11 protein-coding genes are annotated in these 12,514 nt (G+C 59.1%); 6 read left to right on the top strand and 5 right to left on the bottom strand.

All coding sequences use genetic code 11. The annotated features are described in order from the left end of the window. Window positions 1-245: 245 nt before the first annotated feature. From ACZ1G7_RS08440 to ACZ1G7_RS08420, 5 genes are read right to left on the bottom strand one after another with little or no spacing between them, the layout of a single operon-like run. Complete coding sequence (locus tag ACZ1G7_RS08440) at window positions 246-1,796, bottom strand: trimethylamine methyltransferase family protein (protein ID WP_472663374.1); 1,551 nt, start codon at window positions 1,794-1,796, stop codon at window positions 246-248. A 13-nt stretch (window positions 1,797-1,809) separates the two neighbouring features. Next, window positions 1,810-3,123 carry an NAD(P)/FAD-dependent oxidoreductase gene (locus ACZ1G7_RS08435; RefSeq protein ID WP_472663373.1) on the bottom strand — a complete coding sequence of 438 codons (1,314 nt, stop codon included), beginning with the start codon at window positions 3,121-3,123 and terminating at the stop codon, window positions 1,810-1,812. Continuing rightward, on the bottom strand, window positions 3,120-4,616 hold the full coding sequence (locus ACZ1G7_RS08430) for an aldehyde dehydrogenase (RefSeq protein WP_472663372.1): 1,497 nt from the start codon (window positions 4,614-4,616) through the stop codon (window positions 3,120-3,122). The genes ACZ1G7_RS08435 and ACZ1G7_RS08430 overlap by 4 nt, the downstream gene beginning before the upstream one ends. 3 nt (window positions 4,617-4,619) lie before the next feature. Beyond that, on the bottom strand, window positions 4,620-5,537 hold the full coding sequence (locus ACZ1G7_RS08425) for a dihydrodipicolinate synthase family protein (RefSeq protein ID WP_472663371.1): 918 nt from the start codon (window positions 5,535-5,537) through the stop codon (window positions 4,620-4,622). Between the two features lie 3 nt (window positions 5,538-5,540). Then, complete coding sequence (locus ACZ1G7_RS08420) at window positions 5,541-6,248, bottom strand: GntR family transcriptional regulator (protein WP_472663370.1); 708 nt, start codon at window positions 6,246-6,248, stop codon at window positions 5,541-5,543. Between the two features lie 251 nt (window positions 6,249-6,499). Between ACZ1G7_RS08420 and ACZ1G7_RS08415 the strand changes: the two genes are divergently transcribed. From ACZ1G7_RS08415 to mnhG, 6 genes are read left to right on the top strand one after another with little or no spacing between them, the layout of a single operon-like run. Continuing rightward, on the top strand, window positions 6,500-9,388 hold the full coding sequence (locus ACZ1G7_RS08415) for a monovalent cation/H+ antiporter subunit A (RefSeq protein WP_472663369.1): 2,889 nt from the start codon (window positions 6,500-6,502) through the stop codon (window positions 9,386-9,388). Beyond that, window positions 9,389-9,742 (top strand): Na+/H+ antiporter subunit C, encoded by a 354-nt coding sequence (locus ACZ1G7_RS08410; protein WP_472663368.1) that lies wholly within the window; start codon window positions 9,389-9,391, stop codon window positions 9,740-9,742. It abuts the gene before it with no gap. Beyond that, complete coding sequence (locus ACZ1G7_RS08405) at window positions 9,739-11,295, top strand: monovalent cation/H+ antiporter subunit D (protein WP_472663367.1); 1,557 nt, start codon at window positions 9,739-9,741, stop codon at window positions 11,293-11,295. Before ACZ1G7_RS08410 ends, ACZ1G7_RS08405 begins: the two co-directional genes overlap by 4 nt. A 1-nt stretch (window position 11,296) precedes the next feature. Further along, window positions 11,297-11,800: a Na+/H+ antiporter subunit E gene (locus ACZ1G7_RS08400; RefSeq protein ID WP_472663366.1), complete on the top strand. Its 504-nt coding sequence runs from the start codon at window positions 11,297-11,299 to the stop codon at window positions 11,798-11,800. Continuing rightward, window positions 11,797-12,084, top strand: coding sequence for a K+/H+ antiporter subunit F (locus ACZ1G7_RS08395; protein ID WP_472663365.1), 288 nt, complete (start codon window positions 11,797-11,799; stop codon window positions 12,082-12,084). Before ACZ1G7_RS08400 ends, ACZ1G7_RS08395 begins: the two co-directional genes overlap by 4 nt. Further along, on the top strand, window positions 12,081-12,485 hold the full coding sequence (mnhG, locus tag ACZ1G7_RS08390) for a monovalent cation/H(+) antiporter subunit G (RefSeq protein WP_472663364.1): 405 nt from the start codon (window positions 12,081-12,083) through the stop codon (window positions 12,483-12,485). Before ACZ1G7_RS08395 ends, mnhG begins: the two co-directional genes overlap by 4 nt. The last annotated feature ends 29 nt before the right edge of the window (window positions 12,486-12,514 follow it).

The following is a 12,514-nucleotide window of genomic DNA, read 5'->3' as shown; positions in this document are numbered from 1 at the left end:
GGAAGTCAATACAGGGATTTCTCACCTTTGAGCGCCGCATTTTGTTCATCGAGTGATTAAAAAATAGGCGGCTAGTCGGTTTACAAAAACTCATTCATATGAAGAGCTTACTTCGCAGCCATACCAAAAACTGGGCATAACTGCGCGCACGTCGCCCGGCTTTCGAAGGCCGGTGCGCCTGCGAATCGCAAGGTCTGCAATATGTCCGTCCTACCCATCATCTCGCTCCGGCGCCGCTTTGCTCTCTACTTGTCCTGATTGAGCGCATCGGCTGCGGGGATTTCGCGTTCACGCCGGGTGATGTAGTCGCGCAGCTGCTCATCCACGCTCGCGTCGAGCTTGGGTTCCTGATACTCGCCAAGCAGCGTTCTTGTGTAGGCGAGCGCGCGTTCATTGATCTCAACCGCGCCGTCCGCCTGCCATTGTTCAATCGAGTCGTTGTTGAACAGCTCCGGCATGAAGAACGCGCTCTGAAAATTCTCCAGCGTATGCGGGTGGCCTAGATAATGCCCGCCGGGCCCCACATCGCGCACGGCCTGCATCGCCTCGCCAAAATCGTCCCAATTGATGCCTTGGGCCATTCGATAGCCCATGGCGCATTGTTCCGCATCCACAACGAATTTAGCCATGGAGCAATGCATGCCCGCCTCGTTCCACCCAGCCGAATGCCAAAGGTAATTGGCCCCAGACACGAGCGCAGCCATCATTGTTGAGGCGCTTTCATAGCCCGCTTGCGCATCAAAGGTTTTCGCGCCGCCCAGCGTGTTGGAGGTGCGCCAAGGCACGTCATAGTGGCGCGCCATCTGCCCAATCATCATGTTCATCAGGCTGATCTCCGGCGTGCCGGCCATCGGCGCGCCCGATTTCATCGAAACGGTAGAAAGGTAGTGCCCGTAAATCGCCGGGCAGCCCTTCTTGACCACTTGCGTATAGGCGAGCGCCGACAATGCCTCCGCGTTCAATTGCGCTACGGTGGGCGCCACGCTGGCGGGTGTGTTTGCCCCGCCCAGCACGAATGGCGAGCATAGAACCGGTTGGTTGTAGCGGCAAAACGCGCGCATAGCGCCCAGCATGGTTTCGTCCCACACCAGTGGGGAGTTTCCGTTGCAATTGCCCGTCACAACCGGGTGAGACATCATGAACTCACGTCCGAACAGGATGACGCACATTTCCATCACGTCTTCTGCGTTTTTCGGGCTGGTGGTCATGCCCATGAACGTCTTGTCGGAGTATTTCATGGACGAATAGGTGATCCGCAAATGCCGCTGGCTGATCGGGTGGTCGTAGGGTTCCACGATGTGATGCGCGGAGGAATGGATCGCTGGCAGCATATGGCTGAGCTTGTGGAAATTCGCCAGATCATCCAGCGTCGGGTTGCGCCGGACATCGTCCAGATCACGCAGGTAGGGCGCGCCGGTCATTGGCACGAAAATGGAATGGTCATTGCCAAAAGGCAGGTTATTGGCCGGGTTGCGCGCGTGATAGGTGAACGATGACGGGATTGATGAGATCAGTTCCCGCACAAGGCCTCGGTCGAGATGCACCCGTTCACCACGTACATCGGCGCCCGCGTGGCGCCAGTCCTCAAGCGCGATGTCGTCGCGGAAGACGACGCCGACCTCCTCCAGAATGGACATGGACGCGTCGTCGATTTGCGCGATGCGGTCCGGCGACATCGGCTCCGTCAATGGGATGCCGCGTTTCAAGGCGGGCAGCATGGTGACATCGCGCAGTTGACGTGCGGCCTTGCGCGCGCCGCGTCCGCGACGGGTGGTTCCTACAGCATCAACGCTCATGTCTCGTCTCCCATCATTCACGCCCCGCGCGAAATTCTTTCCATTTCAAAACAGCATTTGCCCCGAGCGAGGCTATTGGCTCTGGCGGCAGTTTTTGCGGGGCAGGGGCGCTGGTCAAAGCGCGGCTCAGGTCGGTTTCGCGCCCCGTGACAAGATCGGCTGCTGAAATACCGGCGAGCGTGCCTTTGACTGTCCCCAGCCCGTTCTGGCAGACCGCCGCAAACAGCCCCGGTTCAACCTCACCATGCACCGCGACGTTGTTGCGGCTGAGGCAAAGATGCCCGGCCCAGCGGTAGGCCATCTTTGTGCCCTTCAGCATCGGAAAACGGTCGGCAAACTTGCGGTCATGCAAGCGGCCTGCCTTGGCAACGGATCTGTCGGACGCCTCCATCGACGGGTTGAAGGTAAACCGGGATCGGATGACGATCCTGTCACCGCCTTGGCCATTGACCCGACGCACCGTGGTGCCCATTGGGTCCGCCGGTGTGACACCCCAAGTGGCCGCGCCGCCGAGCGCGCCTTTGGGTAGCGGATCGGTCATTGAGGCATAGGTGAAGACATGCATGAGATGGCGTTCGAACAGCCCGAAACTTTCCGCATGGCCATTATTGGCGAGGATCACTTTGGCTGCGTGAACACTGCCCTTTGGTGTTTTAAGCCGCCATGCGCCGTTGCGTTCCAGCATCGTCACCGGGCTATGCTCATAGAGCGTGACCGTGTCTGGCAAGGCGTCCGCCAAGGCCCGGATATAGGCGGCGGGTTGGATGATGACGGTGCCGGGCGTGTAGAGGCCGGAGCTGTAGAAAGACGTGCCGGTCAAGGCTTCCATCTCGCCCGCATCCATCAACCGATGGCTTTCATTGCGTGCCGCCAAGTGCTTGGCGTAGTCGCGGTTCAGCTTGTCGCCCTTGTCCGAGGCCGCGGCGTTGATCTTGCCGCACGGGTCGAACACGGTGCGTGGCATGTCGCAGTCCTGCGCCGCATCGCGTGCGAATTGAAGCGCGGTGCGGTTCAACTGCGTCTCATCGGTGTCGTCATGAAAGTAGCTGTCGGAGGCCAAGTCATGCGGTAGGTCGATCATGAAGCCGGAATTGCGGCCAGCGGGCCCCTCGGCGAGAATGCCCGCCTCCAGAATTGCGACTTTCAAGTTGCCATCATTTTGACCCAAGCGCCTTGCGGCGGATAGCCCGGCAAACCCTGCGCCGATGATGGCCACATCGACCTTGATGACTGTATCAAGTGCTGCGCCCGGCGCGCGCGACGGCAGCAAAGCGTTCCAAGCGGCAGGGCCGGGCTGGACTGGGAGGCGCTTTGCCGTCAGCCTCATCCCACGCCGTCACTCGCGTCGTCGCTGAGGTCGATCCAGATCGTTTTCAACTGGGTGTATTGGTCATGCGCGTGCACCGAATTATCCCGCCCGCCAAAGCCCGATTGCTTGTAGCCGCCGAACGGCGTGGCGATGTCACCCTCGCCGAAGCTGTTGACAGTGACGGTGCCCGCCCGGATCGCCCGCGCGCCGCGAATGGCGCGCTTTGTGTTGGCCGTGAACAGCGACGCCGCGAGGCCGTAATCGGTGTCATTTGCCACGGAAATTGCCTCATCAAAGCTCGACACAGTGATGACAGACAGAATGGGGCCGAATATCTCTTCTCGGGCGAGGGGGTCATCTTGTTTGACCTCCACGACAGTTGGTTCCACAAAGCCGCCCTTTGCGTTGCCGCCCGACAGGACCGATTTGGCCTGTTTCAAATAGCCACTGACTTTGTTGAAATGCGCCGCGCTGACCAGTGCGCCGACACGCACGGAGGGGTCAAGCGGGTCGCCCATTCCCCATTCGCGCGTATGGGCCGCGACCCGTTCGAGCAGCGCGTCTTTGACGTCCTTGTGAACGATCAGGCGCGAAGCCGCTGAGCAGTTTTCGCCCATGTTCCAGAACGCGCCATTGACCACATGGGCTGCAACGACGTCCAGGTTTTCGGCGTCCTCCATCACGATGCAAGGGTTCTTGCCGCCCATCTCCAAAACGACCTCTTTAAGGTTGCTGTCGGCCGAATAGCGCAGAAAGTGGCGCCCTGTCTCGGTGGAGCCGGTGAAGGACACCATATCCACATCCCGGTGTTGGCCAAGGGGTGCGCCGACGTCCGGGCCTGAGCCGGTTACAACGTTCAAAACGCCAGCTGGAATGCCCGCTTCTGTTGCCAGTTCGGCCAAGCGCAACGCGGTCAGCGATGTTTCTTCCGCCGGTTTCACCACCACCGAACAGCCCGCCGCTAAGGCGGGTCCGATCTTCCAGGCCAGCATCAGCAAGGGGAAATTCCACGGCAAAACCAACCCCACGACGCCCACCGGTTCGCGTACGACCATGGCGATGTGATCGTCGGACGCAGGGGAGACTTGGTCGTAGATTTTGTCGATCAGCTCGGCATGCCATTTGATGCAATGGATACTTTCGGGAAGGTCTACGGTCTCGCAGTCATAAATGGTTTTGCCGCTGTCGAGGCTTTCCATCACCGCCAAGTCGCGGGCGTTGCGGGTCATCAATTTGCACAACCGGATCAACGCATCCTTGCGCGCGGAGGGATGCAGTTTTGACCAGCGCCCGTCTTCAAACGCGTCGAGGGCCTTGGCGACGGCAAAGTCCACATCATCGGCACTGCAGGCCGCGATATCGCCCAGTTTCGCGCCCGTTGCCGGGTTCACAGTTTCGAAGGTTTTGCTTGAAATAGCCTGCCGGTAGCCGCCATCTATATAAGCGCTTTCGGGCAAGATCAGAGCGCTCGCGATGGCCTCATACTCATCTTTGGTCAGAAGGTCAGTCATCTCTCAATTCCCCGCCTTGATCGCTGCAATCGTGGTTTTCAACACGCGGATCACCTGTTCCAGCTCGCGTTTTTCATCTTTGTTGAGGCCCTTTAGCGGTGGCTTGACGCCGCCTGTGCGCAGACCCACAAATTCGGTCCCGTGCTTGACGCATTGAATGAATTTTCCACCCTGTTCCAAAACCCGCATCAGCGGCATCATCGCCGACATGATCCGGCGGCCTTTGGTGAAATCGCCCTGCAAAACGCAGGTCTCATAAAGCAGCACATGTTCTTCGGGCAGGAAATTGGAGCCTGCACAAATCCAGCTGCGTGCGCCCCAGGCGAAGAATTCGAGCGCTTGGTCGTCCATGCCACATGACATCTGAATATGCGGGTAATCGCGCGCCAGAAGATGCACGCGGTTTATGTCGCCCGAACTTTCCTTGATGCCAATGAAATTGCGTGACCGGCCAACTCGGTCGAGGAATTCTTCACCCATCTCGACGCCCATCCGACCGGGATAGTTGTAAAGGATCACGGGCAGGTCGGCCGCGCGGTCGATGGCCAGGGCGTTCAGCGCATTTTCCCGCTCCGTCGGGACTGCATAGGGCGGCGTGCCCAGCAGGATCGCATCGGCCTTCAGATCGCGGGCGGCGGTTGCCAAGGCGATGGAATCTTCGGTGCGCATCGTGCCGGTGCCCACGACCAATGGCAGACGACCATGCAGGCGGGCATGTGTGAATTTGGCCAACTCCACACGCTCGCCCACCGTTTGGGTGTAGTTTTCGCCAGTAGAGCCGCCGGAAATGACGCCGTGCACGCCCGCGGCTACCAGATGCTCGATCACGTCGGCCAAACCATCAAGATCAAAGCTGCCATCCGCCAATAAAGGCGTAACAATTGGCGTATAAATGCCCTCAAGGCGGTAGCGCGGCTCCATCTTCTATCCTTCTGTCACGCGTGGCAATTCAAGGCCGCCGTCAAGGCCCGCGGGCATCACAAACAATTCGATCTGGCCCCGCGACAAGTTCCAGTGATCCGTCGACAGCTGGGCCGCGGCACTGGCGTCATGTGCTTCAATGCTGGCGATGATAGCGTCATGCTGTTCGCTGGCTTTCGACAGGTTTTCAGTCATTTCAGGGGTTTGCGGGCGGTAGAAGGTGACGCCGATGCGTGCATGATCAATCAGCAAGCGCTGGAAACTGGGCTGTAGGTAGGCGTTGTCCGCCATCTCGCCGGTGATCATATGAAATTCATTATTGGCGAGGCTCCGCGCGGCGGCAGAGCCGGATTTCAGCGCGGCGCGGAAGCGCTGTTGCGCCTCTTTCAAGCGCGCGATTTGCAAAGGCTGCGCATTTTGTGCGGCCAGCTGCAACACCGCGCCATAAACCATGGGCGCTGCCAGGAAGAAGTTGCGCAAGGACGTGTGCGACATTTCCGAAACGCGGCAGCCCCGGTTCGGGTGTTGTTCGGCATAGCCTTCGCCCACCAGCTGCAAAAGCACCTCCCGTAAGGGTGTGCGTGACAAACCGAATTTTTCCGACAGTGCCGTCTCGTCCAAATCATGCCCGGGTGGCAGATCGAGGCATAGGATATCCCGTTTTAGCTGCTCGTAGAGCCGCGCTTTGCGGTTTTTTGGGCTGTCGGCCATGGTAGGTCTCCCATTCTTGGCTCACCCTAGAGACATTCAAATTGAATACAATATGTATTATTTGCGAAATGGGCACTTCTTAATAGCTCCATTTTGGGTTCACCTGCTTTTCAATGACAAACTGCCGCACCTGACTGGCTTTGGTTGATTTCGTCGTTACTTTCGGCAGGCTTAAGTCCGGTTTCGCTTGAGGGCGCTCTCATTTTGGGGGACAACCGTTCAAACCTATGGCCCATTGATTAGGAGTTCGCGTGTCCCTCTTCCTTCTCGTTGCCTTGCCCTTTTTGGGTGCGCTGCTTCCCGGTCTGATGAATCAGGCGGGGCGGCAGGCATGTGCCGGCGTGACCTTTACTGTGACATTGGCGGCCTTCATTGGGCTTTTGACCAACCTGCCTGCCGTCTGGGCGGGGGAGGTCGTCACAGCGCGGGCTGACTGGATTCCGGCGCTGGGCTTAAATTTCACGCTGATGCTGGACGGACTAGGGTTCTTCTTTGCGTTTCTGATCTTGGGCATCGGGCTGTTGATCATTGCCTATGGCCGCGCCTACCTGTCGCGCGACGACAATATGGGTGAGTTCTTTACCTATCTGTTGCTGTTCCAAGGCGCGATGGTCGGGATCGTTCTGAGCGACAACATCCTGCTTTTGCTGGTCTTCTGGGAGCTGACATCGCTGAGTTCTTTCCTGTTGATCGGCTATTGGAAGCACCTGCCCGAAGGCCGCCAAGGCGCGCGCATGGCTCTGACTGTCACGGGCATGGGCGGGCTGGCCATGATCGGCGGCATGCTCATTCTGGGCCAGATCGCGGGCAGCTACGACCTGAGCGTGATCTTGCAAAACCGCGACTTGATCCAGGCCGACCCGCTATACCTGCCTGCATTGATACTGATCCTTTTGGGCTGCTTCACCAAATCGGCGCAATTCCCGTTCCATTTCTGGCTGCCACACGCTATGGCTGCGCCGACGCCGGTTTCGGCTTATCTGCACTCCGCCACGATGGTGAAGGCCGGGATTTTCCTGATGGCGCGGATGTGGCCGGTTTTGTCCGGTACGCCGGAATGGTTCGTGATCGTCACAACAGCCGGCCTGATCACCATGGTGCTGGGCGCGGTGATCGCGCTCTTCAAGCATGATTTGAAGGCGCTTTTGGCGTTCTCCACCGTCAGTCATCTGGGCCTGATTACGATGCTGCTGGGCACAGGCACCGCTTTTGGCGCGCTTGCCGCAATGTTCCACATCCTCAACCATGCGACGTTCAAGGCGGCGCTTTTCATGTCTGCGGGCATTGTCGATCACGAGGCAAAGACGCGCGACATTCGCCAATTGGGCGGTTTGCGCAAGCTGATGCCGATTACCTTTGTCATTGCCACCATCGCGTCATTGTCGATGGCAGGGATACCTTTCCTGAACGGCTTCCTGTCGAAGGAAATGATGCTTGAGGAGGCAACGCATACAGTTCTGTTCAGCACGCCTTGGCTGGTGCCGGTGATGGCGACGGTCGGCTCGCTGTTTTCGGCGGCCTACTGCTTCCGCCTGATCGGACACACGTTCCTTGGCCCGGTGCGTGATGACTACCCGGCCCATCCGCATGATCCGCCTGCGGGTATGTGGCTGCCACCCGCCCTGTTGGTCGTTTTGGTGGTCTTGATCGGCTGCGCACCGTTTCTAGCGCAATCGATTGTGTTCCGCGTGACCGAAGCAGTGATCGGGACGGCGGCGGAGATGCCAAAGACCTACATCAAAATCTGGCACGGGCTGGTACCTGCGCTGTACATGTCGATCATCGCGGTGCTGGGCGGCCTGGCATTGATGTTTGCATTCAAGCCGCTCTTGCGGATGTGGGACGCGGCGCCGCGCCCAGAGGCGAAGGTAATCTTTGAAGGCCTGGTCGAAGCGATTGCTGCCGCGGCGCGCGCACTGACCCTTGGCCTGCACAACGGGTCCTTCACCCGCTACGGTGCGATTTTTGCCGTCGGTGTGATCGGAGCGGGCTACTACGCCTGGATCACAGGCAGTGTCGGCGCGCCGACGCGTGAGATGCAGCCGATTCAACCTGTCATCTTCGCAGGCTGGCTGATGTTGGTCGCGGCAACGGCCGCGCTGGTATTTTTGCATCGCAACCGCCTGCTCGCGCTGGTTTTGATCGGCATTGTCGGGCTGATGGTCTCGGTTGGCTTCGTATTCCTGAGCGCGCCGGACTTGGCGATGACACAAATCACTGTTGAGGTGGTGACGATCATTCTGCTGCTTTTGGCGCTGAACTTCCTGCCCAACAAAACACCAATTGAAAGCACCGTTCTGCGCCGCACCCGTGACAGCATCGTGGCCGTTGCGGGCGGTCTGGCGGCGACGGCAATGGCCTATCATTTCTTGCTGCGCGATGCGGTGACAACGCCAATTTCCGAATTCCACCTTGCCAATTCCTACAAAGGCGGCGGCGGCACAAATGTGGTCAACGTGATCCTGGTTGATTTCCGGGGTTTTGATACTTTTGGCGAGATCATCGTGCTGGGCATTGCGGCCCTGCTGATCTACGCGCTGACCGAAACGCTGCTCGACAGTTCGGTCCGTGCCAAGCTTTTGAACCGTCTGCCCGATCAGGCGCGCGCCGGCGACATGCACCCGACCATGATGGTTGTGCTGACGCGGGTGATGATGCCCTTGGTGCTGATGGTTGGGTTCTACATCTTCCTGCGTGGCCATAACGAGCCGGGTGGTGGGTTCATCGCAGGGCTGGTCGTCTCTATCGCGGTGGTGATGCAATACATGGCCAGCGGGTTCAACTGGACGACATCGCGGCTGCGCTACCCTTATCATGGCGTGATCGGGGCGGGTGTGTTGATTGCGGGGCTAACGGGCATCGGGTCTTGGTTCGTCGCCAAGCCGTTCCTGACCTCGGACTTCACATATGTGCGCATCCCGCCCTTCAACGAGTTCGAGCTGGCCACAGCCGCGCTGTTTGATCTGGGCGTGTTCCTCGCGGTTGTCGGCGCGGTGATGCTGTCGCTGGAAAGCTTCTCGCGCCTGGCGTATCGCCCAGGCGTAGAGCAAAGCGACTACCCGATGGATATCGACCCATCGCGCGACGACCCGCCACCATCCCCGCCCAAAGCGGGCCGTACAAGACCGGAGGGCGCGTAGATGGAACTTCTTGTTGCCTCCGCCATTGGCATTCTGACCGCAGCGGGCCTGTATTTGGTGATGCGCCTGCGAACCTTCCCGGTGATCATGGGGATTTCGCTGCTGACCTACGCGGTGAACGTGTTTCTGTTCGCATCTGGAAGGCTCAGCGTCGGCGCGCCGCCGATCTTGCGTAAAGGCGTGGAGGTCTACGCCGACCCGCTGCCGCAAGCCTTGGTGTTGACCGCTATCGTGATTTCCTTCGGGATGACCGCCGTCATCGTGATGATTTCGCTGGGGGCCTATCTGGGATCGGATGACGATCACGTGGATGACCAGCCAGCGGATGATACGCAGGCGGAGGACGCGACATGACCCATTGGATCATTGCCCCCGTTATCTTGCCTGCGATGCTGGCGCCCTTCATCGTATTGGCCGCGCGCTACCACATCGGCATTCAGCGCGTCTTCTCAGTCGCGGGCGTTGTTGCGCTGATCGCGATTGCAGCGGGTCTTGCCTGGCAGGCCTCTGACGGGACGGTCACGCTGTATCAGCTTGGCGATTGGGCCGCGCCCTTTGGCATTGTGCTGGTCGCGGATCGGTTGTCGACGCTGATGGTGCTACTTACTGCGGTCCTTGCGCTGTTTGTGCTGCTCTATGCGATAGGGTCTGGCTGGGACAATCGCGGGCGGCATTTCCATGCGCTCTACCAGTTCCAGCTGATGGGCATCATGGGCGCTTTCCTGACGGGCGATTTGTTCAACTTGTTCGTTTTCTTCGAAGTGCTGCTCATTGCGTCCTATGGGCTGATGATCCACGCGGGTGGAAACGCGCGGCTGAGGGCAGGGGTGCAATATGTGCTGTTCAACCTGCTGGGTTCGACCCTATTTTTGTTCGCGCTGGGGGCGATCTATGCCGAAACTGGCACGCTGAACATGGCTGATCTGGCGCAACGCGTTACGTTGATCGAGCCTAGCGAAACCGTGGGTATTCGTCTGGCGGCGACGCTTCTGCTCCTGGTCTTTGCGATCAAGGCCGCCGTCGTGCCGCTGCATTTCTGGCTGCCCTCAAGCTACGCTGAGGCGCCTGCGCCGGTGGCCGCGCTGTTTGCGATCATGACCAAGGTGGGCGCCTACGCGATCATCCGGGTTTACACGATGATCTTCTCACCTGAGCTGGAGGTCACGGCAGGCTTGCATGGCCAATGGCTGCTACCGGCGGCGCTGATATCGCTGGCCTTGGGAATGATCGGCGTGCTCGGCGCCAAGACGCTGGACCGTCTGGTGGCCTTCTCGGTCATCGGGTCGATGGGCATGGTGATGATCGCGATTTCGCTGTTCACGGAAGTCTCCATCTCGGCGGCGCTTTACTACATTGTCCATTCTACCTTCGCGGGGGCTGCGCTGTTTTTGATCGCGGATTTGACCCGGGCCGGACGGGCGCATCTGAAACTGACGGCAGAGCCGACCATTCCGGGCGCAGCACTGACATCGGCGCTGTTTTTTACCGCCGCTATTGCCATGGCGGGCCTGCCGCCGCTGTCTGGGTTTCTGGGCAAGCTGATGGTGCTAAGCGCGGCTTTTGAGACGCCGGGAATGGCTTGGACCTGGGCAGTGATCTTGCTGTCGAGCCTTGTTTCGGTCGTAGGCTTCGCCCGCGCCGGTGCGGTGCTCTATTGGAAGGCGAAAAGCGTCACTCCACCGGAGTTGGCCGAGGGCGAGACGACAGCCCCGCGCCCCGCCGCGCTGTCCTACGTGGCTGTGGGCGGCTTGATCAGTTTGCTCGCGGCACATACGATTTTTGCGGGCTACGCGCATGATTACATGACCGCCACATCTAAGCAGCTATTCGCGCCGGAGCCTTATATTTCAACCGTGCTCGATACACCCGGCAAGCTGAGCAAACCCAGCGAGAAGGAGGACCACTGATATGCTGACCAAAGCGATCCGCTGGCTCCTGCCGCACCCGTTTTTGACCATTTTGCTGGCGGTGGTTTGGGTGCTGCTGCAAAACAGTGTGTCATCGGGCATGGTGGTTTTCGGCATCATTTTGGGAATTATCTTCCCCCTAATCACGTCAATCTGGTGGCCCGACCGCCCGCATGGCCTGAAGTTGGGCAAGTTCATGGTCTACGCCATGATCGTGTTGTGGGACATTATCGTCGCCAACGTGCAGGTCGCGTGGATCGTGCTGACAAAGCCCAACAGCAAGTTGAAACCGGCTTGGGTGGTCATCCCGTTAGAGCTGCGTCAGCCCGAGGCGATCACGATCCTTGCGGGGACCATCACGCTGACGCCGGGTACGGTTTCGGCGGATTTGTCCAGCGAGGGACACAGCCTGCTTGTCCACGCGTTGGACGCTGACGACCCCGACGCCGTGCGAGACGAGATCAAGACCCGCTACGAGGCCCGCTTGAAGGAGATTTTTGAATGAGCTCTGTTGAAAGCTTCATGGATTGGGCGCTGATCATTACCTTTGTCGTGGTGGCCTTGTCGCAGATCATGGCGATGATCCGGCTTGTGATTGGCCCCGACACGGGCGACCGCATCTTGGCGCTGGATACCATGGTGGTGAACGCCATCGGGCTGATCGTGCTGTTGGGCATCGCGCAGGGCATCCAGATTTACTTTGAGGTGTCGCTGATCATTGCCATGTTGGGCTTCGTGTCGACCGTCGCCTACGCGCGTTTTGTATTGCGGGGGGACATCATCGAATGATCGAAACGATTGGACCGGCCCTGGTTGCCATTTCTCTGCTGATCGGCGCTGCGTTTTCGCTGGTGGCGGCGATTGGCTTGTTAAAACTGAATGATGGTATGACCCGGCTGCACGCCCCCACCAAAGTGGGTACGATTGGCGTGGGCGCGATGCTTTTGGCCTCCATCTTCCATTCTTTTGTGATTGGTCAGGAAAGCTATCATGAGCTTCTGATCATGGGGTTTCTCTTCGTCACGGCGCCGATTTCGGCCAATTTCATCGCCAAGGTGCATATCCATAAAGGCACCTGCACGCCGCCGCCAAAGCCGCCACGCGATGAGACATGGTCAACGCTTGATGTGCCTGAGATCGACCGGCACCACGAGGATCTTGCCGATATCGAAGAACTGCCGAGCTCTTGATTTGAACTTGAGCGCACAGCGCTACCTAT

This window comes from Litoreibacter sp. JB4-2 (assembly GCF_055693445.1).
The sequence above is the reverse complement of the archived record's forward strand: the minus strand, read 5'-3'. Positions and strand labels throughout refer to the sequence as shown.